The sequence below is a fragment of the Hyphomonas atlantica corrig. genome, from assembly GCF_017795365.1.
GTDB classification, from domain to species: Bacteria; Pseudomonadota; Alphaproteobacteria; order Caulobacterales; family Hyphomonadaceae; genus Hyphomonas; species Hyphomonas atlantica.
The window spans coordinates 2,502,514-2,526,539 of record NZ_CP051254.1 but is presented as its reverse complement, the minus strand read 5'-3'; the positions used below and the strand labels follow the sequence as shown (position 1 = coordinate 2,526,539).

Annotated in this window: 22 protein-coding genes; 12 read left to right on the top strand and 10 right to left on the bottom strand. The window is 60.0% G+C overall.

The annotated features are described in order from the left end of the window. Positions 1-26 precede the first annotated feature (26 nt). Together HF931_RS12240 and HF931_RS12235 are read left to right on the top strand one after the other, a co-directional pair. On the top strand, positions 27-2,786 hold the full coding sequence (locus tag HF931_RS12240; RefSeq protein WP_273240304.1) for a TonB-dependent receptor: 2,760 nt from the start codon (positions 27-29) through the stop codon (positions 2,784-2,786). 78 nt (positions 2,787-2,864) lie between these two features. Beyond that, on the top strand, positions 2,865-3,809 hold the full coding sequence (locus tag HF931_RS12235) for a glycerophosphodiester phosphodiesterase family protein (RefSeq protein ID WP_035553515.1): 945 nt from the start codon (positions 2,865-2,867) through the stop codon (positions 3,807-3,809). 221 nt (positions 3,810-4,030) lie between these two features. On the opposite strand, the gene guaA is transcribed toward HF931_RS12235, so the two are convergent. Beyond that, positions 4,031-5,593 (bottom strand): glutamine-hydrolyzing GMP synthase, encoded by a 1,563-nt coding sequence (guaA, locus tag HF931_RS12230; protein WP_035553520.1) that lies wholly within the window; start codon positions 5,591-5,593, stop codon positions 4,031-4,033. A gap of 98 nt (positions 5,594-5,691) precedes the next feature. On the opposite strand from guaA, the gene HF931_RS12225 reads away from it, so the two are divergent. Beyond that, entirely contained in the window at positions 5,692-6,738 is a 1,047-nt protein-coding gene (locus HF931_RS12225) for an aspartyl/asparaginyl beta-hydroxylase domain-containing protein (RefSeq protein ID WP_035553521.1), read from the top strand. 2 nt (positions 6,739-6,740) lie between these two features. On the opposite strand, the gene HF931_RS12220 is transcribed toward HF931_RS12225, so the two are convergent. Both HF931_RS12220 and HF931_RS12215 read right to left on the bottom strand, forming a co-directional pair. Continuing rightward, positions 6,741-8,048, bottom strand: a complete 1,308-nt coding sequence (locus tag HF931_RS12220) for an RsmB/NOP family class I SAM-dependent RNA methyltransferase (RefSeq protein WP_035553522.1) — start codon at positions 8,046-8,048, stop codon at positions 6,741-6,743. A gap of 72 nt (positions 8,049-8,120) precedes the next feature. After that, complete coding sequence (locus HF931_RS12215; protein ID WP_035553529.1) at positions 8,121-9,023, bottom strand: NAD(P)/FAD-dependent oxidoreductase; 903 nt, start codon at positions 9,021-9,023, stop codon at positions 8,121-8,123. Positions 9,024-9,111: 88 nt separating this feature from the next. On the opposite strand from HF931_RS12215, the gene HF931_RS12210 reads away from it, so the two are divergent. Continuing rightward, the gene (locus HF931_RS12210) at positions 9,112-9,714 is read left to right on the top strand and encodes a GNAT family N-acetyltransferase (protein ID WP_273240301.1); all 603 of its coding nucleotides are present in this window, start codon (positions 9,112-9,114) and stop codon (positions 9,712-9,714) included. Here HF931_RS12210 and HF931_RS12205 read toward each other — a convergent pair. Both HF931_RS12205 and guaB read right to left on the bottom strand, forming a co-directional pair. Continuing rightward, entirely contained in the window at positions 9,711-10,400 is a 690-nt protein-coding gene (locus HF931_RS12205) for a hypothetical protein (RefSeq protein WP_155841912.1), read from the bottom strand. The genes HF931_RS12210 and HF931_RS12205 overlap by 4 nt on opposite strands. A gap of 9 nt (positions 10,401-10,409) precedes the next feature. Then, complete coding sequence (guaB, locus tag HF931_RS12200; protein WP_035553532.1) at positions 10,410-11,864, bottom strand: IMP dehydrogenase; 1,455 nt, start codon at positions 11,862-11,864, stop codon at positions 10,410-10,412. Positions 11,865-12,030: 166 nt separating this feature from the next. Between guaB and HF931_RS12195 the strand changes: the two genes are divergently transcribed. Further along, a complete protein-coding gene (locus tag HF931_RS12195; RefSeq protein WP_273240298.1) occupies positions 12,031-13,203 on the top strand; it encodes a PrnB family protein in 1,173 nt (390 codons plus the stop codon). Positions 13,204-13,214: 11 nt separating this feature from the next. On the opposite strand, the gene HF931_RS12190 is transcribed toward HF931_RS12195, so the two are convergent. Further along, on the bottom strand, positions 13,215-13,634 hold the full coding sequence (locus tag HF931_RS12190) for a hypothetical protein (RefSeq protein WP_273240296.1): 420 nt from the start codon (positions 13,632-13,634) through the stop codon (positions 13,215-13,217). A 192-nt stretch (positions 13,635-13,826) separates the two neighbouring features. Here HF931_RS12190 and HF931_RS12185 point away from each other — a divergent pair, with 192 nt between their 5' ends. Beyond that, the gene (locus HF931_RS12185; RefSeq protein WP_206741200.1) at positions 13,827-14,132 is read left to right on the top strand and encodes a dodecin family protein; all 306 of its coding nucleotides are present in this window, start codon (positions 13,827-13,829) and stop codon (positions 14,130-14,132) included. Here the strand turns inward: HF931_RS12185 and HF931_RS12180 are convergent. Further along, positions 14,129-14,839, bottom strand: a complete 711-nt coding sequence (locus tag HF931_RS12180) for an RlmE family RNA methyltransferase (protein ID WP_273240294.1) — start codon at positions 14,837-14,839, stop codon at positions 14,129-14,131. The two genes, HF931_RS12185 and HF931_RS12180, sit on opposite strands and share 4 nt — an antisense overlap. Before the next feature lies 1 nt (position 14,840). Continuing rightward, positions 14,841-15,971: a Ppx/GppA phosphatase family protein gene (locus HF931_RS12175; protein WP_273240292.1), complete on the bottom strand. Its 1,131-nt coding sequence runs from the start codon at positions 15,969-15,971 to the stop codon at positions 14,841-14,843. A 174-nt stretch (positions 15,972-16,145) separates the two neighbouring features. On the opposite strand from HF931_RS12175, the gene hspQ reads away from it, so the two are divergent. Beyond that, positions 16,146-16,475 carry a heat shock protein HspQ gene (gene hspQ, locus HF931_RS12170; protein ID WP_348763852.1) on the top strand — a complete coding sequence of 110 codons (330 nt, stop codon included), beginning with the start codon at positions 16,146-16,148 and terminating at the stop codon, positions 16,473-16,475. 2 nt (positions 16,476-16,477) lie between these two features. On the opposite strand, the gene HF931_RS12165 is transcribed toward hspQ, so the two are convergent. After that, positions 16,478-16,660 carry a hypothetical protein gene (locus HF931_RS12165; protein ID WP_273240290.1) on the bottom strand — a complete coding sequence of 61 codons (183 nt, stop codon included), beginning with the start codon at positions 16,658-16,660 and terminating at the stop codon, positions 16,478-16,480. Then, positions 16,657-18,117, bottom strand: coding sequence for a D-glycero-beta-D-manno-heptose 1-phosphate adenylyltransferase (gene rfaE2 / locus HF931_RS12160; RefSeq protein ID WP_272983319.1), 1,461 nt, complete (start codon positions 18,115-18,117; stop codon positions 16,657-16,659). The genes HF931_RS12165 and rfaE2 overlap by 4 nt, the downstream gene beginning before the upstream one ends. A gap of 142 nt (positions 18,118-18,259) precedes the next feature. On the opposite strand from rfaE2, the gene HF931_RS12155 reads away from it, so the two are divergent. The 5 genes from HF931_RS12155 to HF931_RS12135 all read left to right on the top strand — a co-directional run bounded on the left by HF931_RS12155 (position 18,260) and on the right by HF931_RS12135 (position 23,902). Then, positions 18,260-19,732 carry a cryptochrome/photolyase family protein gene (locus tag HF931_RS12155; protein WP_035553543.1) on the top strand — a complete coding sequence of 491 codons (1,473 nt, stop codon included), beginning with the start codon at positions 18,260-18,262 and terminating at the stop codon, positions 19,730-19,732. Next, the gene (locus HF931_RS12150) at positions 19,729-21,045 is read left to right on the top strand and encodes an NAD(P)/FAD-dependent oxidoreductase (protein WP_273240286.1); all 1,317 of its coding nucleotides are present in this window, start codon (positions 19,729-19,731) and stop codon (positions 21,043-21,045) included. The genes HF931_RS12155 and HF931_RS12150 overlap by 4 nt, the downstream gene beginning before the upstream one ends. Then, on the top strand, positions 21,042-21,863 hold the full coding sequence (locus tag HF931_RS12145) for a DUF1365 domain-containing protein (RefSeq protein ID WP_051602776.1): 822 nt from the start codon (positions 21,042-21,044) through the stop codon (positions 21,861-21,863). Before HF931_RS12150 ends, HF931_RS12145 begins: the two co-directional genes overlap by 4 nt. Continuing rightward, positions 21,860-23,083, top strand: a complete 1,224-nt coding sequence (locus tag HF931_RS12140; RefSeq protein ID WP_273240283.1) for an SAM-dependent methyltransferase — start codon at positions 21,860-21,862, stop codon at positions 23,081-23,083. Before HF931_RS12145 ends, HF931_RS12140 begins: the two co-directional genes overlap by 4 nt. A gap of 135 nt (positions 23,084-23,218) precedes the next feature. Further along, entirely contained in the window at positions 23,219-23,902 is a 684-nt protein-coding gene (locus HF931_RS12135) for a hypothetical protein (protein ID WP_273240281.1), read from the top strand. The last annotated feature ends 124 nt before the right edge of the window (positions 23,903-24,026 follow it).

The following is a 24,026-nucleotide window of genomic DNA, read 5'->3' as shown; positions in this document are numbered from 1 at the left end:
GCACCAATCAGTTTCAAGGGGAAACCATGTCCACCAAATTGTTCGCGGGCGCCTCGCTCGCAGCCATCCTTGCCGTATCGGGAACGGCAATTGCGCAGGAAGTCGACTCGGACGCCAGCGCCACGGAAGCCAATGAAGACGCACGCACGCTGGAAACCGTCATCGTTAGTGGGTTTCGTCAGGCCAACTCGGCAGCTATCGCCGACAAGCGCTCAGCAAACGGAATTACCGACGGCATCAACCAGGATACAATCGGACTGCTGCCAGATCTGACCGTTGCAGACATCGCCCGCCGGATTCCAGGCGTAACATCCGTGTCGTCCACGGGCGTGGCAGGTCCCCGCTCGCAGTCCGCCTCAGAAAACATCGTTATTCGCGGTCTCGCTCCTGACTATAACCTATCGACATTTGATGGTGCGCCAATTGCGACGGCAAGTGAAAGCAATCGCGCCGCGAATCTCAGCCTGTTCCCGCCGGCAATCGTTGGACGCGTCGAGGCGATCAAGACGATATCAGCTGACATGAACCCTCATGGCCTGTCTGGTCAATTGAACCTCATTACGACATCGGCTTTCGACCGGGATGAGCCATTCGGAAATCTGCGGGTTTCGGTAGGTGAAAACTCGACCGCAGGGAAAGTTGTCGACGATCAAGGCGAGAACATTCGCGCCACTGGCCTCTACGCAACCAGCTTCGGGTCGCAGGATCAGTTCGGATTTGTCGCGGCGGGTTCATTTGAAAAATTCTACGCGACCACGCGCGCCGTTCGGCCAGGTGGTGAAAGCGGAACCTACTATTTCTACACGGATGACCCGGCAAGCAACGCAACCGTCGATTCATTCGCCGATTCCAATGGCTTTGCGGCCCCTCGCCGTAACCAGATCTATTTGTTCGAGAACGAGCAGGAACGCGCCTCAGCTGTCGCCAAACTGGAATGGCGTCCTTCAGCCGCGACGTATGCTTCGTTGTTCGGGGGGTGGTTCTACCAGGATGAACAGGAAGTTCGCCATGAACACCTGGCGATTTCCAACCAGAGCATCCGCCCTGAAAATCAGACTGAAAACACAGGCGACTGGACGCAAGGGCGTATCGAAGCCGGCTACGTTTATCAGCCAGAGGAAACGACTACGACTGCAATTACCGGCCGTTTGACTCACGACTTTTCAGAAGACAATGCAATCGATCTGACAGCATCCTTCTCAAGTGCGGAGGTCGATATCGTCCGGAACATGTCCAAGTTCCTGCCTGCCATGTCCGAAGACACAACCTTTTCCTACGACCAGTCGAGTGGGAATCCGCTTTTGACATTCGTGAACCCAGACTTGTCGAACGACCCGTCCATCTCTTCCAACTCCTACATTCGCGAACGCTATCAGGACATCAAACAGGACCTGATCTATCTCGATGGCGCCTGGATGCACAATTACGAAGAAGATGATCGCGGTTTTGGATACAAACTCGGTGGTTCCTTCGTAAACCGGTCCCATAGTTTTGACCGGGAATATATTGAAGGCGACGTGTTCAACACGGACGGATGCACAGAGGCCGACATTACCAATTGTCCGCTCGTCACGTTTGACCAGTATGTCGAAGATCCAACGTTCTCGACAACAGACCCGAATGTCCGCTTCTTCCTTGTGGACGACGCAGCACTGCGTGCGGACTGGATTGCTCAAGGCAAACCCCAGACCACGGACAGAACGGACAATTCGATCAATACGGACTATGAGATCGATGAAACGATCTACGCTTTCTACGCTCAGGCGGCCTATCAAACGGATCGACTCAAGGTGCATGCCGGCCTGCGCTACGACAAGACCGAGGCTGACGTTGATCTGTATATACGCGACGTCCGTCTGCCCAGCGATCCAGACTCGGCACAATTCGTCCCAGCCAAGCGATCCTACGAATACGACTTCCTGCTTCCGTCGATCATTGCATCCTACGAAGCCACAGATGACGTACTCCTGCGCGCGGCCTACACCCGCACGATTGGGCGACCAAACTTCGAATATATCAAACGGGGTGAAGCCTACAGCGCCCCGGACGACACAGACCCAAGCGATCCTCGCATCTCGATTTCGCGTGGAAATCCGGATCTGAAACCACTCGTAAGTGATAATTTCGACATCTCTGCCGAATACTACTTCGACAATGGCGGCTCGCTTATTTCGATTGCCGGCTTCTACAAGGACGTCGACGATTTGATTTATATCGTTACCGCGGAAATCCCTGATTTTGAGTATGAAGGAAATCTGTATACGGCGACCGTCAACCAGCCCGTCAACGCAACGGGGGCATCTGTCTACGGTGTCGAATTCGGTCTTCGGAAAGACTTCGCAGATCTTCTGCCCGCCCCCTTTGACGGATTTGTGTTTGACGCAAACGCCACCTGGATTGGAAGCGAGTTCACTTACATCAACGCCGAAGGCGATGAGCGCGACCCAGGCGGCTGGGTCAACCAACCAGAGCTCATGCTGAATGCTCAACTCTCATACGAATACGGTCCGTTCGGAGCCAAGATTGCCTACAGCTGGGTTGACGAATATTTGTCAAACATTCTTGCCGACAGCGGTGACGTCTACGACGTCTACGCCCAACCGAATGGCGTGATCGATATGCAGGCTCGATATGAGTTGACAGACCGGATCACAATTCTGGGTGAAGTGCAGAACGTCACGGAAGAGAAACTTGAGTTCAATCGCCGATTCCCCACTGGCGATTTGTTGAGCGGAAATACTCAGCGCGGCCGCGTGGTCTGGCTCGGTGTGAATTTCCAATACTAATCACCTGAAAAGGTGATTGTGCGCTGTCGGATGCCCCACCCCGCATTCGGCAGCGCATTTTTACAGCAAGGATTTTCCATGAAACATTTCACTTTTGCTTTCTCGACGCTCGCCTTGGCCTTGGGTGCCTGCTCCACAAACTCACCAGACACACGCCCTTCAGTTTCGCCATTCGATCTGCCTCCACATCTCGCCAGGACTGTCGAAATAGCGCACGACCCCACTGACCCCTACGTGCTGATTGAGGCGCATCGGGGGTGTTTCTCAACCGAACGCCCAGAGAATACATTGCCATCCCTTGAGCACTGCATCACCATTGGGGCTGACTGGATCGAAATAGATGTTGCGCTCACGAAGGACAAACAACTTGTTCTCATGCACGACAAGACTGTTGATCGCACAACGACTTTGAGCGGAAAGACGACACAATACACGCTCGCGGAAATTACCAACGCAACAATCCTGGATGATGCGGGAAACCCGACAAACCTCACGCCTCCGTCGCTCTCTGATGCGCTCGACCTTATGGCAAATCGCATCATGTTCCGGCTGGACCTGAAATGCGGCAACGGGTGCCTTGATCAAGTGTACGACATGGTCGAGGCAAAAGGTCTGCTCGATCAGGCCGTCGTACCGGAAAGAGCGCGCCGTCGATTGATTTCGGCCGGCCTGACCGACGATCAGATCATTGTCGTCGGTGCCAACATCGAAGCCATTGGCTCACCGGACCAGATACCGGCCCATGTCGACCATGTTCAGGTGAAGGATTTCAAAGCCGACAATCCTCCGATCGAGTTGATGGCCCAGTTTGAACCCGAAACCAGAATGATCGCTTTTCCGTATAGTGATGACCGCTCGGGTGGTCATGGCGACAAGGCTTCTGAAAGCGATCCCGATTCGGGCTGGGGTTGGCTGGTCGATCACGGCATAGACATGTTCCTGACCGATCACCCAGACGCCGCCATCGCGTATTTGGAATCCCGTGGTCTTCGTAACCGCGAAGCTGTCTCCTCGACAAATTAGGCGGTGAAAGGACCCAACCTCCCAATTCCCGCGTCAAATACCATCAGAAAGCCACCACTCTGAACGCGGAAAGACCGCGCAAACTTCTCTGCGCTCAGGCTGCTTACCTCGGGCGAGGCCGTTTAAACCTTGCCCGAGGTTCAGCATAACTGACCTGGAGTTACTCAGCGCCATCGAGACGGCCCACACAGACCGTGACCGGCCCGACTGTCAGAATGAAATCATTCCCACTCAATCGTTCCGGGTGGCTTCGAGGTGACGTCGTAGACGACGCGGTTGACGCCTTTTACCTCGTTGATAATGCGCGTGGCCACGCGGCCGAGGAAGTCGTGTTCGAACGGGTAATAATCCGCCGTCATACCATCGGTTGAGGTCACGGCGCGCAGGGCGAGCACGGCTTCATAAGTACGCTCGTCGCCCATCACGCCGACCGTGTTCACAGGCAACAGCACGCTGAAGGCCTGCCAGATTTCATCATAGAGCCCGGCCTTGCGAATTTCGTCGATATAGATCGCATCCGCCTTGCGCAGCGTATCGGCCTTCTCCCGTGTGATCTCACCCGGAATGCGGATGGCAAGGCCCGGTCCCGGGAATGGATGCCGCCCGATAAAGCTTTCCGGCAGCCCAAGCTCGCGGCCCAGCGCGCGCACTTCATCCTTGAACAATTCACGCAGCGGCTCGACCAGCTTCATGTTCATGCGTTCAGGCAGGCCACCGACATTGTGGTGGCTCTTGATCGTGACACTTGGCCCGCCCAGGGCCGACACGCTCTCAATGACATCTGGGTACAGAGTACCCTGAGCCAGGAAGTCCGCCCCGCCGATCTTCTTTGCCTCTTCCTCGAACACGTCGATGAACAGGCCGCCAATGATCTTGCGCTTGCGTTCGGGGTCCGACACGCCGTCCAACTTGCCCAGGAACAGGTCAGACGCGTCCACATGTACCAGCGGAATGTTGTAATGCTCGCGGAACAGGGTCACCACCTGCTCGCTTTCGCCCTGGCGCATCAGGCCGTGGTCGACGTAGACGCAGGTCAGCTGGTCACCAATCGCTTCATGGATCAACACCGCTGCAACGGAGGAATCCACGCCGCCTGACAGGCCGCAGATCACACGACCCTTGCCCACCTGTTCGCGGATCTTCTCGATGGCCTCGGCGCGGTACGCCGCCATCGTCCAGTCGCCCTTCAGGCCAGCAACACCATGTGTGAAATTGCGGAGCAGCTCACGACCATGCACCGTATGCACGACTTCCGGGTGGAACTGCGTGCCGTAAAATTTCCGCTCGGGGTTCGCGATAATCGCATAGGGCGCGCCCGGCGATTTTGCGATCACACCGAAGCCCGGCGCCATCTCGGCGACATGATCACCATGGCTCATCCAGACCTGCTCACTATCGCCCGCGTGGAACAGGTCTGACAGGATCGGATCATCGACAACTTTTTCGATGAAGGCACGGCCAAATTCGCGGCTCGTGCCGCTTTCCACCTTGCCGCCCAGCTGCTGCATCATCACCTGCTGGCCATAGCAAATGCCCAGCACGGGTACACCCAGCTCAAAGATGGCGTCATCGGCGCGTGGGCTGTCTTCCCAGGTCACGCTGGACGGGCCACCGGACAGGATCACCGCCTGCGGGCCATAGGCGTCGAGAAAGGCGCTATTGACCTTGTTGAACGGGTGAATTTCACAATAGACGCCGCTCTCGCGCAGGCGCCGTGCAATCAGCTGCGTCACCTGGCTGCCGAAATCGACAATGAGGGCGCGTTCATGTCTTTGCTCAGTCATGGCGCCCGATAGCCGAGACGGACAGATTCGTCCACATCTTAAGGGCTGTTCCGCTGCCCCTATTGACGGTTTGGGGCAAAGTGGCTGACCTTCCGGTCATGACTGACACGCTTTCACTCGCCGAATTGAAACAAACCGCGCTGGATCGCGCCCGTGCGGGCGACTGGGCGGGATCAGCTGATGCGCTCCGCACCATACTTGCGCAGGCCCCGAATGATCTGGGCAGCCTGCTCTTGCTCGGCGATGTCAGTCATTCCAGTGGCGACACACAATCGGCATCAGACGCCTATCGCGCGGCCTTATCCCTTGCGGCGCAGGCCCCAAACCTGCCGCCGCCGGTTCAGGCCGGTCTCCAGCGCGCTCAGGCCCGGCTGGCGGAGTATGCCTCAGACTATGCCGCGCGCCTTGATGGTCTGATCCCGCCAGACCAGCGCTCTGCACGATTTCATCAATCGCTCGACATCCTGCTCGGCCGGCAGCGCATCTTCCTGCAGGAGCCGCGGCGCTACTATTTCCCCGGCCTGCCCCAGATCCAGTTCTATGATCCCGGCGCGTTCGACTGGGTGCCGGATCTGGAAGCCAAGACTCCAGTGATCCAGAATGAACTCCGCGCCGTCCTCGCCGAAGATCAGGCGAGCTTCCGTCCCTACATCGAACGCACCAGCGGACATCTCGGCGCGCAGGATCATCATTTGCTCGACAATACGGATTGGAGCGCCTTCTATCTCTGGAAAGATGGACGCAAGGTGGAAGAGAACTGCGCGCGCTGCCCCGCGACCGCGGCGGCGCTGGAGCAAGTTCCGCTGGATTTCGCGGACGGCAAATGCCCGTCGGTTCTGTTCTCTGTCCTGAAGCCCGGCGCGCACATACCGCCGCACAATGGCATGGTGAACACGCGCCTCATTTGCCATCTGCCGCTGATCGTCCCCGGCCCGGCCTGGCTGCGGGTCGGCAGCGAAACGCATCACTGGCAGGAAGGCAAGTTGGTCATCTTCGATGACACGATCGAGCACGAAGCGAAGAACGAGGCCGACCAGACGCGCATTGTGCTGCTGTTCGATGTCTGGCGTCCGGAACTGACCGAACAGGAACGACGCGAAATCGCCTCCCTGCTCGGCGCCATCGACAATTTCAGCGAAAGCTAGGCTCAGCCCGCCTTGCGCAGCACAGCAAAGAAGAAGCCGTCTGTCCCGGCCCGGCGCGGGGTCAGGCGCACACTGCCTGTCGGGGCACGGAATTTCCGGATCATGGCCGCGCCGTCTTCAGTCAGCAAGCCTGAAGCGATTGCCGCTTCCGCCGCATCTTCTTCACTGAAGTCAGCATGGGAAGACAGGAAATTCGCCACGCGGTCTTCGTCTTCCTCAATCAGGAAGGAACAGGTTGCGTAGACTAGCCGCCCGCCCGGTTTCACATATTGGCTCGCCGCCGCCAGGATCTCGTCCTGCTCTCCCATACGCTTCTCAAGCTGGCGTTCTTTCAGCCGCCATTTTGCATCCGGCCGACGACGCCAGGTGCCGGTCCCCGTACAGGGCGCATCCACAAACACACAATCCATCTGGCCGGTCAGGTCGCTCAATTGGGTTGGCTCGCTGGGATGAACCAGTTGCACATTGTGCGCGCCGGAACGCTTCAGGCGCGGGATCAGTGCCGACAGGCGACGCCCATCAATGTCATAGGCAAAGATCTGCCCCTTGCCCTGCATCTGAGAGGCCATGGCCAGCGTCTTGCCGCCGCCGCCAGCGCAATAGTCCAGCACCTGCTCGCCCGGCTGGGCGTTGGCTGCCGCCGCCGCAATCTGCGATCCTGCATCCTGCACCTCGACCCAGCCCTTGGAATAGGCCGGAATACTCTCAAGAGACGCTTCGCGCTCGCTCGGATCGCGCGCCGGAATATGAAACGCATTGACCAGCAACGGGGAGGCTTCCGCCTTGGCGCTGCGTAGCGGCTGGGCCGCTTTCTCGGCGTCCACTTTCAGCGTGTTCACACGAAGGTCCACATCAGCGCGCACAGCCATGGCTTGCGCTTCAACAGCGGCCTCCTCGCCAAACACGCGCGCCATCATCGGCGCCATCCATTCCGGGAAATCGCCCTGCACGTGCGGCGGGGCCACCGGGTCCGGGGCCATCACCAGCCGCTCGCGCTCTTCCAGCGTCAGCTTGCTGGGCGCGTGGTCTTCATCCATCGCGTCGTCAATCTGGCGGATATTCCAGCCCCAGGCATGCGCCAGCGCACCCAGGATCAGGCCGCGCGGGCTGTCATCGCCCATCGCATGGGCAATCGAGTTCTTCTTCCGCAGCGCATCCAGCACCAGGCCGCTGACCCAGGCCCGATCCTTCGATCCGGCATAGCGCGCACGCTTCCCCCAGTCCCGCGCAGCCGATTTCACCGGCTGGTGCCGGGTCAGCACGTCTTTCAGCACGTCAATTGCCGCTGCGATGCGTCCGCCATTGCGCATGGGAATAGCCTCTCGGGTCTCTGCAAACCGCCCTGTTACCGTGCAAATCGGGCGAGGGAAACCGGCAAAGGCTTAACCGGCTGCGTCCAGCACATGCGCTGCCATCGCCTTGCCGCTCTCAATGGCGTGGCTGGCAAGGTCTCCCAGCGCCCAGTCGCCGCCGGCGATCAGGCTGGCTTCGGCATTCGCAACGAAGGGGCGGCCCAGCGGCGTGCGCACCCGCGCATAGCGCCAACGATGGGCCGCAAGATAGTCCGGCTCTCCCGGCACATCCGCCTGCTCCCGGAACGCGTCGAACAGCGCCTGCGCGGCATCATCTTTCTTAAGCTCCAGATTGGCCTCGCTCCACGCTTCGCTGGCGTGCACTGTCCAGCGCTCCAGCCCTGTCTGGCCCGGCTTTGCCAGCATCGGGATGGCTTTCGACAGCGCCCCCTCAAGCGGCAACACCTCTTGCTCCAGTCCCGTCGGATCGGCGAAGGCCAGCAGCAATGTCCAGAGCGGCGACATCTCGGCCGTCTCAACCTCGGCGGCAAGCCCCGCATCCGCCGCGGTCAACGCCGCAGCCTGCACCGGCGGCGCGGTGACAAGAACGCGGTCAAACACGCCCAGGCTCGCGCCCGCCTGATCGGTCAACGCCCAGGCCGCTCCAGCGCGCATCAGTGGCTGCACCTCCACCTGCGTGCGGATCTCCAATCCGTCTGACAGCTTTCGCGCCAGCGCGCTCACGCCCGGCAGTCCGGTCTGGCGCATGCTGGCATCCGCGCCCGGCCACGCCTCGCCGTCGATCGCCACGTTCTCCGGAATGCCGGGCGCGCCGTGATCGATCGGCCCAAACTCTGTGCGCCGCGTCGCCAGACGACCGCCAAGACCGCGGCTTTTCTCGAACACGACCGGTGTGTGCCCCGCCGCCGTCAAGGCGCGCGCCGCGCTCAGGCCCGCTAGGCCCGCCCCGATAATGGCTATCCGCTCTGTCATAGGCGTCTCCCTGTTACCAAGGCTGACCTAGGGCGGCCTCTGGTCAAGTCCCGTCAAAAATGCCGTAATGCCCGCAAGGGAGACACTTATGCTGCAACTGGACCTGCCGGGCGGCCTGCCGCGCGCCGCCCCATCGGATTGGCGACAGCTGGGGGACATCACCGCCGAGGCTTTTTCGGAAGATCCGATCAATCGCTGGATTTTCGGCACGGACGCCGCAATGAAGGCGACCTTCAGACAGCTTGCGCGGGACATCTACCTGCCACATGGCATCTGCCACATGATGGGGGATGACGCGGCAACCATGTGGAGCCTGTCTGACACACGCCAGGGCATGTCCGGCTTTCAGACCCTGCGGCTTGTCTGGTCCCTGATGAGCAAGGGATCAAAAGGCGCCATGAAGCGCGCGATGGGCGCGGGAGAGATCATGGCGAAGCATCATCCCTCAGACCCGCACCTCTACCTCTTCACCATCGGCACACGGAAGGCCGCCCGCGGCACCGGGCTCGGCAAGGCGATCCTGCGCCCCATGCTGGACGCCGCCGACCGCGCGGGCCTGCCCAGCTATCTGGAAAACACCAACCCCGCCAATTCCGGCTTCTATATGAGCCACGGCTTTGAACGGATGGAGATATTTGAAGTGGGGGAAGGCTCGCCGCCCATGGAGGCGATGTGGCGGGGGTCGGACTAATAATTTGGAAGCTGATCAGTCAATTCAACAGCCTTTATTGCTGCTCGAATATCTTCCTTCTGGTCCTTCGTAAAGAAACGAGCACCAGTCCAGTGCTTAGTGAACAGCCAAGGCAAACCTGACTCATCTCGCCACAACTCCACTAACCTATGATGATTTGAAGCACGAATAATACTCTCGAAACTTAAAGAGTAATACTTCGCAAATTTTGCTGAACTCAAACCCGGCGCAATCACACTTTTGGGCTTCACCTCGTCCAACAAAATCTTGTTCATGCGCATGCAAAATTTCAGATGATCTTCACATTCTTCTAGCGGACGACCAAAACGCTCTACGAACTTCGAATTAGTTCTCGGTGAACTCCAAAAGAAAAACTCGGTTTGAAGACTTCCCTTCAACCCACAATAATACTCGACACAATTTCTCCATTTAACACTGTTGGTCGACAACCTGTTGACTTGGTACTCGTCACGAAAGTTCCGCACACGCGTTTGAGGTTGCGCACTGTCGGGGCAAGTTTTCCAATCTTGCTTTGTCTCTCCAGGATTAATCCCGAAGATAACTCGATCAAAACTTGTGTCTCCGGCATCCCATGGGAAATCATATAGAAAATGGTGGGACGATTTTAGTTCGCTGAAAGCATGAGTGTAACGAAGTACTTCGCAGTGCCGAGATTCAGCATCCATCACATCCCCCTACCTTGTCAGCGAATAATTCGGGCTTTCCCGCGTCATCTGCACGTCGTGCACGTGGCTTTCCTGAAGGCCCGCGCCGGTGATCTGGACGAATTCGGCTTTCTCGTGCAGCTCGGTGATCGTCTTGGCACCAACATATCCCATGGCCGCGCGCAGGCCACCCACCATCTGGTGGATGATCGGGCCGAGCGGCCCCTTGAACGGCACTTGGCCTTCAATGCCTTCCGGCACCAGCTTTTCCTGCGCGGCGTCCTTTTGGAAGTAGCGGTCGGCCGAGCCGCGCGCCATTGCGCCGAGGCTGCCCATGCCGCGATAGGCTTTGTACGAACGGCCCTGATACAGGAACACCTCGCCCGGCGCCTCTTCCGTGCCGGCGAACATGGAGCCCATCATGGCGGTTGAGGCCCCGGCGGCCAGCGCCTTGGCAAAGTCACCAGAGAATTTGATGCCGCCATCGGCAATCACCGGAACGCCGCTTGACTGGGCGGCTTCCGCGCACGCCTCGATGGCGGTCAGCTGCGGCACGCCCACACCAGCGACAATCCGCGTCGTACAGATGGAGCCCGGCCCGATGCCGACCTTCACCGCGTCCGCGCCCGCATCGATCAGCGCCTTGGTCGCTTCCGCCGTCGCCACATTACCGGCAATGATCTGAACGGAGTTGGAAATCTTCTTCGCGCGCTCAACCGCCTGCGCCACAGAGATGGAGTGGCCATGCGCGGTGTCGATGATCACACAGTCGACGCCCGCTTCGATCAGCGCTTCCGTCCGCTCAAAGCCCGCATCGCCGACGGTCGAGGCAGCCGCCACGCGCAGGCGCCCGGCCGCGTCCTTGGCAGCGTTCGGGTTCACGGCCGCCTTGTCCATGTCCTTCACGGTCAGCAGGCCGACACAGCGATTGTCATCATCCACGATGACCAGCCGCTCGATCCGGTGCTTGTGAAGCAGGCGGCGAGCCTCTTCATTCGATGTGTCCATCTTCACCGTGACGACTTCCTTCGTCATCAGATTGGCGACAGATTCCGACACGTCTTCGGCAAAGCGCGTGTCACGATTGGTGATGATGCCCACCACCTTGCCCGCGCCGTCCACCACCGGAATGCCGGAAAAGCCGGTGCGCTGCTTCAGTTCGTTGAGATCGCCCAAGCTGGCCGACGGCGAAATCGTCACCGGGTTCATCACCACGCCGCTCTCATACTTCTTCACCATCGCCACTTCACCGGCCTGTTGCTCGATGGAGAGATTGCGGTGGATCACGCCGATGCCCCCGGCCTGCGCCATGGCAATCGCCAGGCGCGCCTCGGTCACCGTGTCCATCGCCGCCGAGATCAGCGGGATGTTCAACGGAATGGCTTTGGTCAGGAAGGTGGAAACATCAACGTCAGCGGGCATGACCTCGCTGGCCCCGGGCTGGAGCAGCACGTCGTCGAAGGTGATGGCTTGTCGGATTTTCATGTGGGGAGCTCCCTTTTTGGCCGCATAAGGGAGTCGCGCTGTTTTGTGAAGTCCCTCTGTGAAAATCCCTGCGCATGGCTGCAATTCCAACAACTTCCCTATGGTCAATCTGCGCGAAGTGTCGTTAGTTTCATTTGTAATCAATTGCTCTGGGAGGAAGCGAGCGATGAAACTGACCGATTATGGATTGAGCCGGGAGCGTGGCTTCCTGTCATCCTTTGACCCGACAGATATTACCCTGCCGGAATTCCTGCAGCCGATCCGCAAGATGGCGCTGGCCCTGCCGCGCATCCTGCCCACGGGCCGCGTCCGCGCACATCTGGAATCCTTGCCCGCAGTGGACCTGACGGACTTCCTCGCCAATGCCAGCGACGCTGAACAACGCATCGCCATGCTGCACTACAGCTTCATGGTGCAGTCCTATGTCTGGGGAGAGAAGGAGCCACCAAAGGCCCTGCCCGCCTGCCTTGCGGTGCCAATCTGGCAAATCGGCCAAGCCATCGGGCAACCGCCTCTGCTGCCATATTCCAGCTACACACTCGAAAACTGGGGGCGGTTTGATCCTGACGGTCCGATAGACTTGTCGAACATCTACACCATCCAGCATTTCGATGGCGGGCTGGACGAAGCCTGGTTCATCCTCGTCCATGTCGCAATCGAGGCGCGCGCCGGCGAATTGCTGGAAGAAGCCACGAATCTGATCTCGCATCTCTCGAACGGCGATGGCAATGCCGCCGCAATCGAGGCAAGCCTCGCTGCGATGTCGGCGACATGGGACGACATCAATGCCATATTCGACCGGATGCCAGACCAGTGTGACCCCTATGTCTATTTTCACAGGGTCCGCCCCTGGATTCATGGCTGGAAGGACAATCCGGCCCTCGGCGACGGCCTGATCTATGAAGGCGTCGCCGAAACGAATGGCGCACCCCAGGCATTCCGTGGACAAACCGGTTCACAATCCTCCATCGTTCCCGCAATGGACGCCCTGCTCAGCGTCGGACACGCTGCTGATCCGCTCCGCACCTTCCTGGACGAACTGCACGCCTATCGCCCGCCTAATCACAGACGCTTCATCGAAGACGTGCGCGCGCAAAGCTCCCTGCGTGAATATGTGGAGGGCGCGGGCAACAAGTCGATAACTATTCTGTATAATGAAAATGTGTCAAAGCTCGCCCGCTTCCGGACCCGTCATCTTGAATACGCGGCCAGCTACATCAACAAGCAGTCAAAAGGCGGCGCGGGCAATGACCCGGATGTCGGCACCGGCGGCACGCCTTTCATGAAATACCTGAAGAAACACCGCGACGAGGCCGAGGCGCACTTGCTGCCGGTGTAAGAGGGGTGGCGCTAGTCGACGCAGAGCATGGGCGTCGCTCGCCCGTGCTCGACTGTGGCGTAACAGCCAAACGGCGTATCGGTGACCTGGCATGTCCCGGTCACCTTCACGTCCTGGCCCGGCATGTCAGCGGATGAGGTCAGACGGCACTGGCCAAGGCAATCAGAATTGTCCGAACACGCCTTACCTGCATCCGCAAACCTTTGTATGCATTGTTCCCATCCTAACAGGCCATCCCGTGCGACAGTTCCGCCTGCGGCTTCACAGCTGGCACGTTCGGTCGGGGTGGCGCGCTCTCCCGCGAACTGGATCTTTTCATAAGGATCCGCACCGGACTCAAACCCGCGCCCATCGGCGTAAACGTCCTGCAAATAGGCGCAACCGGCCAAGGCCAGCGCTGACAACGCGCTCAGAAAAATCCGGCCAAGCATTCCAAACCCTCCACTCACAAAATGCAATCCTTTGCAATTTTTGGAGCCCGCAAATCCGTATGCGCCCCAATCGGTATCGTTAACCGTAACGCTGTGAAAACGCCTGCGCAACTCACGAGAAAATTGGAACCAGATACCCTGCTTTTGCATAGTCCTTGCATAGACCCATCATTCAACAGGACCCTTTTATTCGTGGCACGCGCTATGTCTCCCAATCGCCAGATCATCGGCACCTCTCCCATCTCTGTGGATGATGCGATTGATCGTGCACTTGTGCTGGCACGGGACACTTACGGTGAGCCAGACTGGTTCGAAGTGTCGAATACGCGCGGTTTCATCAAGGATGGACGGGTCACGCATTACCAGGTCAGCGTCGAGATCGGCTATGATCCTGTGTGTGCCAATCCGGGCCGCAATCCCGATCACTATCTCAATTCCGTAATTGATAATCGCCGCCGCAATCGCCGCGTGCCGAACACGATCGACCGCCGCTTCTAGCGGCCCTTGAACCCCTTCGCGACAACGAAGATCTCCGGGCTGCCCGCGCGACTGGACGGGGGCTTTATATGCTTAACGGTCTTGAAGTGCGCCTTCAGCGTTTCGAGCACTTCCCTCGTTGCGCCGCCCTGGAAGACTTTCGAACAGAAGCTGCCGCCCGGTGCCAGATGCTCCACCGCGAACGCCACGGCCATCTCGACCAGCGCGACCGTGCGCAAATGATCTGTCTGCTTGTGCCCGGTCGTATTCGCCGCCATGTCTGACAAGACGAGGTCCGGCGCGCCGCTCAGGCCCTCCAGCATGGCCTCGACATCTTCAGGATTGGTCACATCCCCTTCGATGATGTGCGCGCCCTCCATCGGCTCCACCGGCAGCAGGTCGATGCCGACCACTTCCAGCGCGCCCTTCTTGACCGCCACCTGCATCCAGCCACCCGGCGCACAGCCCAGATCAACGACCCGCTGACCCTTGCGCAACAGATCCATCTTCTCATCGATTTCGAGCAGCTTGTAGGCCGCCCGTGCGCGATAGCCTTCATCCTTGGCCTTGCGCACATAGGGGTCCTGCAACTGGCGCTCGATCCAGCGTTTGGAGCTTTCATTCTTTGCGCGGTGCGCAATCACCTTCCGCTCGCTCATCTGGCGGCCGGACGTGTTCTTGCTTTCCTTGCCGGGGCCTTTCCAGCGGCGTTTTCCGTCGTCACTCATATCAATTCTCCGCCGATGGGCTGGACGTCTGGGTTGGGGCTGCCTCGCCCGCGCCGCCACCGCGTTTGCGCCCGCCCCTGCGACGCCGCGCCGGTTTCTTGCCATACATCATGCTCAGCAACAGGCCTTCGCGCAGCCCTCGGTCACCAACACGCAGTCGCCCGGCCGGATAGGCCCGCCACAGCGCGTCCAGGATAGCACATCCTGCCAGCATCAGTCCGGCGCGTTCCTCACCGATCGTCGGCAGCGCCGCGCGGCCATCCGGCCCCGCTGCACGCAGCATGTTCAGCACTTCTTCGCCGGACTTGCGGCTCATCCATGTGCCGTCAACGCGATCCCGGCGGTACCGGTCCAGTTTCAGGTACACACCCGCCAGGCACGTCACCGTGCCGGATGTTCCGATCAGGTGCGCCCCGCGCAAGCCCATTGCAGACCGGATGGCCTTGGTGCCCTTCCAGTCCTCGATCACCTCGCTGCAATGGTCCAGCATCGCCTGATAGGCCTCAGCGTCCGGCAAATGCGCATAGGCTTCGGTCAGGGTGACCACGCCCAGCGGCAGGCTCGTCCAGTTCTGGATCGGGGCGCGCTTGATCAGACCATTCAGCCCATTGGCGCGGGCCAGTTCTGCATTCAACCAGGACAGCTCTGTCGAGCCGCCGCCAATGTCCACTACCAGAACCGATGGCGCATCCTCGCCAATCAGGTCATGGCAGCCGATACTGGCCAGACGCGCCTCTTCCTTCGCGCCGATGATCTTGAAGGTGAGCCCGGTTTCCTTGTGCACGCGCTCAATGAATTCCGCGCCATTCTCGGCCTTGCGACAGGCCTCAGTCGCGATGCAGCGCACCTTGCCCACGCCATGCGACTTCAGCTTGCGGCGGATCGCCTTCAGCGCATCAAGCGCGCGTTCTATGGAAGCGTCGGACAGCCGTCCGGTTTCGTGCAATCCCTCGCCCAGCCGGGCAATCTGGGAATGCGAATCCACGACACGAAAGGTCTTTCCGTGCGGGGCGGCCACCAGGAGGCGGCAATTATTTGTTCCCAAGTCCACCGCCGCATACAGGTCGGAAGGCTTGGCGGGTCGCGATCGGCTGCGTTTTCCGCGCCGCACCGCTGATTTTTTATCAGCCATAGTGTGGCCCAAGTTTTATCGTTGATGCATGGTGTACCACAGGAGTGGGAAATGGCCAGACGCACAACGCTCTTGGAGAAGCTGCAACGCAGCATCGGGCTCGGTCGCCGCAAGGAGGCCGAGGATCCGCTATTGCTGGACAAGCCGCTCAATCGAGAGCAGCGTTACAACGACATCACGCCCCTTCTGGCCAAGTTCCAGATCGGCCAGGTCGTGCGCCATCGCCACTTCCCGTTTCGCGGGATCATCTTTGATGTGGACCCGGTCTTCGCCAATACCGACGAATGGTACGAATCAATCCCGGAAGAAGTGCGCCCACGCAAGGACCAGCCCTTCTACCATCTGTTTGCCGAGAATGAGCGCACACACTACGTCGCCTATGTCTCCGAACAAAACCTGATCATCGACGATTCTGAAACGCCGCTCAGCCATCCGGACATTCAGGAATGGTTCAACGAGACCGGCCGGGGCCGCTACGAGCTCAAGAAGGGCGTCGCCAACTGACGCTAGTTTGCCGGCCCATCCGGCGCGCCGGACCCCGACAAGCAAGCAATCACCTCATCCCAGTGCGCCAGGGCCTCCGCGTCTCCCTGCGCCGCGACCTCTGCGGCACGCAGCGTTGCGATGACTTCGGCATCATCGCCGTACTGGCGCAGCAGCTGCGCCGCCACTTGTGCAGCCTGGCTCATTCTGCCTTGGCCCGTGCAATGGCCGCCGTCGTCGACTGGCCGTCCACCAGCGGTACGATATGCACGCTGCCCCCACGCGCCTGCACGATGTCCGCACCGACAATCGTTTCGATCGTGTAGTCTCCGCCCTTCACCAGCAAATCTGGCTGCAGGGCCTCAATCAGTGCCTGCGGTGTGTCATCCTCAAAGACAACCACGGCGTCCACAGCCATCAGGCCGGACAGGACCCGCGCCCGGGAATCGGCATCATTTACCGGCCGGGTGGGGCCTTTGAGGCGCTTGACGGACGCGTCAGAGTTCAGTCCCACCACGAGCCGCCCACAGCGCGACTTTGCCTCTTCCAGAACCCGCAGATGCCCTGGATGAAGAATGTCAAAACAGCCATTGGTGAAGCCCACAGTCAGGCCCGCTTCACGCCAGGCGGCGATCTGCGAAGTCGCGGCCTCAAGCGACAGATAGCTGACGCCTCCATTGTGCAGTCCCAATTGCAGGGCTGAGAGCAGTTCACTGGCCGAAACCGTCGCCGTGCCGGCCTTGCCAACTGCAATGCCGGACGCCGCGATCGCCAGCGCCACCGCATCGGCAAGGTCGCCGCCCCCCGCAAGGCCAAGCGCCAGTGCAGCAATACTCGTATCGCCTGCGCCGGAAACATCATAAACCTCCCGCGCCTGCCCGCTCAGATGCACGATCGGCTCGCCATTTGCGGCATAGGACATGCCCTTCGCGGCGCGCGTGACCACAATCGACTTCGCGGGCAGCGCCGTCTGCGCCGCCGTCAGCGCGTCTTCGATCTCCTGATCGGTCTCGACGGGCAGCCGCATGGCGGTTGAGAGTTCGCTGGCATTCGGCTTGATCAGGTCTACCGCGCCATACCGGGCGAAATCCCGCCCCTTCGGGTCTGCGATCACAGGAATGCCATACGTCTTCCCGGCTGCCAGCGCCGCGGCGATGACACCATCCGTGACGGCACCCTTGGCATAGTCTGACAGGATGATGACGCTGGCCCGGCTGGCTTCATCGGCGATGGAGGCGATCAATTCCGCCTCGGACGCCGCGCCGATGGGGCTCGTATCTTCGGCGTCCACGCGCAGCAATTGCTGGCCACCCGCCACAAAACGCGTCTTCAGCGTCGTGGCTCGCTCACGCATGGCGATCAGGTCCGCTTCCACGCCATCGATATCGCCCAGCAGCGCGGCCAACTCACGGCCTTCGCCATCATCGCCGACCACACCGATCAGCGACACGGCAAGACCCAGCGACGCCAGATTTCGCGCCACATTGCCCGCGCCGCCCGGCATGGCCGATTCCCGCGTCCGACGCATGATGGGCACTGGCGCTTCGGGAGAGATGCGCGTCACACCGCCATAAATGAACCGGTCCAGCATGACGTCCCCGACGCAGACAATGCGTTTGCCCGCTGCAGCGCGAACGAGACCGGGAAGATGTGCGCCTGACATAATTCATGAATCCCTTTGGGGGTTTTGATTCTGAGCCGTTTTTAAGTGGTATACCTGTCCATATAGGGTGGCGGAAGGCTAAGGCTCACTCCGGCGTGATCCAATCTGCGCGCCCATGCGTAAACACATCAGAACCGCTCGCATGCAATCCGGAGGTCTTGTGTCACAATCTGCGCCCGCCATCGTCTGGTTCAGGGAAGATCTGCGTTTATCGGACAATCCTGCATTACATGCTGCAGTGGCATCGCATCGGCCGCTTATCCTGCTTTACATCCACGATGAAGAAACAGACGGCCTGCGCCATCATGGCGGAGCATCGAAATGGTGGCTCGACAAATCCCTCCGTGCGCTCGCGGGCGACATAGAAGCCGCTGGCGCCCAGTTGACCCTGCGCTCTGGCAAATCCAACGAAGTCCTCGATGCTGTCCTGAACGTCACCGGGGCGGACGCGGTGTTCTGGAACCGTCGCTACGACAAGCCTGAGCGCGATCTGGACGCCCGCATCAAGGCAGATCTCACCGAACGCCGCATCGACGTGACCAGCTATAATGGCCGCCTGCTCAACGAGCCCTGGGCGGTCGAAACCAATGCGGGCGGCTATTACAAGGTCTTTACGCCCTATTGGAAACAGGCACGCCAGTGCATCAATGCCCGCGACACGTATGGTCGTCACAAGACGCTGAACGGACCGGACGTCGACAGCGAGTCTCTCGACGATTGGGGCCTGCATCCAACCAAGCCAGACTGGTCGACCGGCTTCGACGATTGGACGCCCGGAGAGGACGGCGCACTCGCCCGGCTGAAGGAATTCCTCGACGGGCCGATCAATGGCTACAAGGACAATCGCGACCGGCCTGACTTGGACTGGTCGACATCCGGCCTGTCCCCGCATCTCCGCTTCGGAGAAATCGGCCCGCTGCAGATCTGGCGCGCTGTCCATGCCGGCATGGAAGCGGGCAACATCCACGAAAAGGATGGCATGCATTTCCTGTCCGAAGTGGGTTGGCGCGAATTCTCCCACACGCTGCTCTACTACAATCCGGACCTCGCGACGGAAAACTACAACGACTCCTTCCAGCACATGCCCTGGCGCACGGACGAGACCGCGCTGGACGCATGGAAGAAAGGCCAGACCGGCTACCCGATGGTCGATGCCGGCATGCGCCAGCTATGGCAGACAGGCTGGATGCACAACCGGGTACGGATGATTGTCGCGTCCTTCCTGACCAAACATCTTCTTCTGCCCTGGCAAGAAGGCGAAAAATGGTTCTGGGATACGCTGGTCGATGCCGATCCGGCGAACAATTCCGCCAGCTGGCAATGGACCGCGGGGTCCGGCGCTGACGCTGCGCCCTATTTCCGCGTGTTCAACCCGATCAGCCAGGGAACCAAGTTTGACGAATCCGGCGACTATGTGCGCCGCTTCTGTCCGGAACTGAAAGACCTGCCCGACAAATACCTCCACGCCCCGTGGGAGGCCGACAAGGCCACGCTGAAGAAAGCCGGCATCACGCTGGGCGAGACCTATCCGAAACCCATTGTCGACCATTCTGCCGCGCGCCAGCGCGCCCTCGACGCCTATGATACGCTGAAAGAAAAAAGAGACGCCTCATGAAGAAAATCGCCATCATCGGTTCCGGCATTTCGGGTCTCGGCGCAGCCTGGGCGCTGCGCAATTCCGCACACGTAACAGTTTTTGAACAATCAGGCCGGGCCGGGGGGCACGCATGCACGCATGCGTTCGACTATGACGGTCATGAAACGCGGGTTGACCTCGGCTTCATTGTCTACAATGCGCTGAACTATCCCAACCTGATCGGCTTCTTTGATGCGCTCGGCGTCGAGACGCAGGCGTCGGATATGAGTTTCTCCGTGTCCGACCCGAATGGCTGGGAATGGGCCTCGACCCTGAACGGCATCTTCGCCCAGCGCCGCAACCTGCTCAGCCCGCGTTTCCACCGCTTCTGGCGCACCATCCTGCGCTTCAACGACATTGCCCGCGAGGAACTCGCCGCTGGCCACATCACCGATACAACGCTCGGCGCCTGGCTGGAGCGGCACGGCTTCGACGAGGATTTCCGCGTCAATTACATCCTGCCAATGGGCGCGGCGATCTGGTCGACCTGTGAAGACAAGATGCTCGACTATCCCGCCATGAGCTTCTTCCAGTTCTTCGACAATCATCGCCTGATGCACAAGGAGCGCCCGAAGTGGCGCACCGTGTCCGGCGGCAGCAATCACTATGTCCGCCGCGTTGTGGACACGCTCGGCGACCGTATGCGCCTCGATACGGGCGTCGAGCGTCTTTTCCCCTTCGGTCACCAGACCGCCCTCGTCACGTCGGATGGCCGCCGCGAGGTGTTTGACGAAGTCATCATCGCCACGCATTCAGATCAGGCCCTGCGCCTGACGCAGGAACACTACGAAGATCAGGCCTTTCTGCTCCGCTCCGTTCGCTATCGCCCGAACCGCATCTATCTTCACCGCGACCCTGCCCTGATGCCCGCCCGCAAGGCGGCATGGGCCAGCTGGAACGTGATGAAGCAGGACAGCGGAGACATCTGCCTGACCTATTGGATGAACCGCCTTCAGGGCCTACCGGATGAACGCCCGCTGTTCATCACGCTGAACCCGGATACACCGCCGCGCGACGATCTGGTCTTTCACGAATACGAGTTCGACCATCCGCAGTTCGACGCGGCCGCCGAGGCTGCCGTGCGTGGCCTGAAGCGCATTCAGGGGCAGGATGGCCTCTGGATCGCCGGGGCATGGATGGGGCGCGGCTTCCACGAAGATGGCCTGAAATCCGGCCTGTCGCCCGCGCTTTCGCTCGGCGGTTCGGTTCCGTGGACACCGGAAGGCGTGGACATCGTGCAGCCAATGCGCAAGCCTCGCCTTGTGGAAGTCGCTGCCGAGGTATCTGTGTGACGAAACTGACCGCCCAGCCAGCCCTGAGCCTCTGGACCGGCCAGACCGTCCATGTGCGCTACACCCCGTTCGAGCGGCGCTTCGCCTACAAACTTGTGCTGATCGACCTGGACATCGACCGTCTCGATGAGGCCGCCGCATCTTCTGCTCTGTTCAGCGTCAACGCTCCGGGCCTGTTTGCCTTTCGCACACAGGATCATGGGCCGAAACAGGCAGGCGCGCCCTTGCGTCCCTGGGCTGAGGCGGAACTCGCCAAGGCAGGTGTCAGCCTCGATGGCGGCGCGATCCGGCTGGTCACCTTCCCGCGCCACCTGTTCTACAAATTCGCGCCACTCTCGCTCTGGTATGGCTACGGACCGGATGGCGACCTTCGCGGCATCATCTATGAAGTGAACAACACTTTCGGCGAAAGCCATAGCTATGTCGCCGCCGTAAAGGCCGGCCGCAACCGTCACAGCGCGCCGAAATCCTTCCACGTCTCGCCTTTCTTCGACGTGACCGGAACCTATCGCTTCACCCTGCGTTCGCCGGAAGACAAATTGGGGGTGGTCGTGGAAAGCCTGAAAGACGGAAATTGCCTGCACATGGCCAATATCACGGCCCGCAAGCGGCCCGCGACCCGCGCAAACCTGCTCAAACTCGCTGTGACAAACCCACTTTCCACGCTTGGCGTAACCGTCGGGATCCACTGGCAGGCCTTGAAGATCTGGCTGCGCGGCGCAGGCTATCGCAGCAAACCCAATCCGCCAGAAACAACCTCAACCATTGCCTTGCCGTTACAGATACGTAATGCTGGGAAACGGAGGGATGCCGCATGACCGAGGTCATACACGCCAGCGCCCAGACCATTCGGAACCTCAAGGATGTTCCGGCAAGCTTTCGTCTGGCCGCCTTCGCGCTGCTGAACACACAGAGTGGCAGCATATCCTTTGTCCTGCCGGGTGATCGTGTCCTGGAATACCGACATGACAAAACCGGTCCGCACGCGACCATTATCGTGCACAATTACGACTTCGTGAAACGCGCAATGGCAGGCGGGGATGTCGGCTTTGCCGAGGCGTATATGGATGGCGACTGGTCCACGCCGGACCTGACCGCCGTGCTGCGCTTCTTCTCGGCCAATTTCGACAATATCGGAAAGCTTGCCGTAGGCGGAACGCTTGTTCGTTGGATCAATATGGTCCGCCATATCTTCAATCGCAACTCCCGCGAGGGCGCGAAGAAGAACATCATGGCCCATTATGATCTGGGTAATGATTTCTACAGCCTCTGGCTGGATCCCAGCATGACCTATTCCTCGGCCATCTTCGATAGCCCGAACATGAGCCTCGAACAGGGCCAGGACAACAAATACAGCAACATCTGTGACCGGATCAGTGCCGGGCCGTCTTCGGAAATTCTCGAAATTGGGTGCGGCTGGGGCGGATTTGCCGAATACGCCGCCAAGCATCGCGGCTCGAAAGTCACCTGTCTGACCATTTCGCCCTCACAGCGCGACTTTGCCATGCAACGGATGCAGAAGCAGGGCCTGAACGAGCGCGTCGAGATCCGGCTGGAAGACTACCGGGATCACAAAGGCTCTTATGATGGCGTCGCCTCCATCGAAATGTTCGAAGCGGTCGGGGAATCCTACTGGCCCAGCTATTTCGCAAAAATCTTCGAGAGCCTGAAACAAGGCGGCAAGGCGGCGCTGCAGATCATCACGATTGATGACCATCTCTTCCCCAGATACCGCAAGCGGGTTGACTTCATCCAGCGCCACATCTTTCCGGGCGGCATGTTGCCCAGCGAGACAGCGCTGAAAGACCAGTTCCAGTCTGCGGGCCTGCGCCATGATGGTGTCACCTATTTCGGCCAGGATTATGCCCGCACCTGCCGTGAGTGGGCGCGTGATTTCAACGCCAATTGGGACACGATCTCGAAATTGGATTTCGATGAGCCTTTCCGCCGCATGTGGAATTTCTACCTGTCCTACTGCGAAGCCGGCTTCACCGATGGCCGCATCAATGTCGGCCAGTTCCAGGTGTCAAAGGCTTAGGTTCGCTCCGCCTCTCCGGCGAAAGCCGGGGAGACGCCCCCCATAATGCCCCACAAACCTCCCCGAAACTTCAATTAAAACAACACCCCACCAGATCCGAATCCGACAGGTAAATCCGCCGCGCATCCTGCTCGCATGTCGGATTTGCGCTACACCCCTCCCACCGAAATTCGTTCAGCGGTCTGGCTGATGCTGAACGTGCTCAGCCTCGCCGTGATCTCCTTGCGAGAGCGGTTTGGCATTGCGCCGTGTACGCCTTTCTTGCCCCGGCATGTCCTCAGCAGCCTGTCCAGCTTTCTGGCCCAGGCTGAACCGGCGCTGCGCCGATGTCTCTATCTCAGCGCGGCAGAGCTCGGCGCCCTGCCCGCACCGGCTGCCATCATGGCGTCGCCTTACAGGAAATCCGGGCCCGGCAATGCCGTCGCCGGCTCGCCGACACCTCCGACATTCCGATTGTTCGAAGCCGGCTCAGGCCGCAAGGACGCGTCACCCCCACCCAAGACCTTCCGCACCGGTCCGCGCATCCGCTTCCTCGATGGAGATGATACGCCAGACATTCACGAATATGATGCGCACTCTGATGACATCCTGCCGGCTCGCGCACTCGTACGTCGGCTGGCCGCCATGGACCACGCGCTCGACCATCGAGATGTCTACATCCGCAAGCTCCGCCGCGCCCTCGGTGCGCCGCGAGCCTTGCTCAAACCCATCGGCAAACGCCTCTACCGGCGCGGCCCGCTCAGCTTCCTGCAATGCCAGACGGCCCGGGCGCTGGAGGCGGAAGCGCAGGCCGTCCAGCCCCATTTCAATTCATCCTGACACGCACGAAAATGAAAACTTGTCACCGGCCGGAGCCTCTCCGCGCCGGATGCATGTGCTGGTCGTCTCAACCAATCAAGATCTTTTCGCGAACACTCCTAAAAAAAATCTATCCACTTCTTAG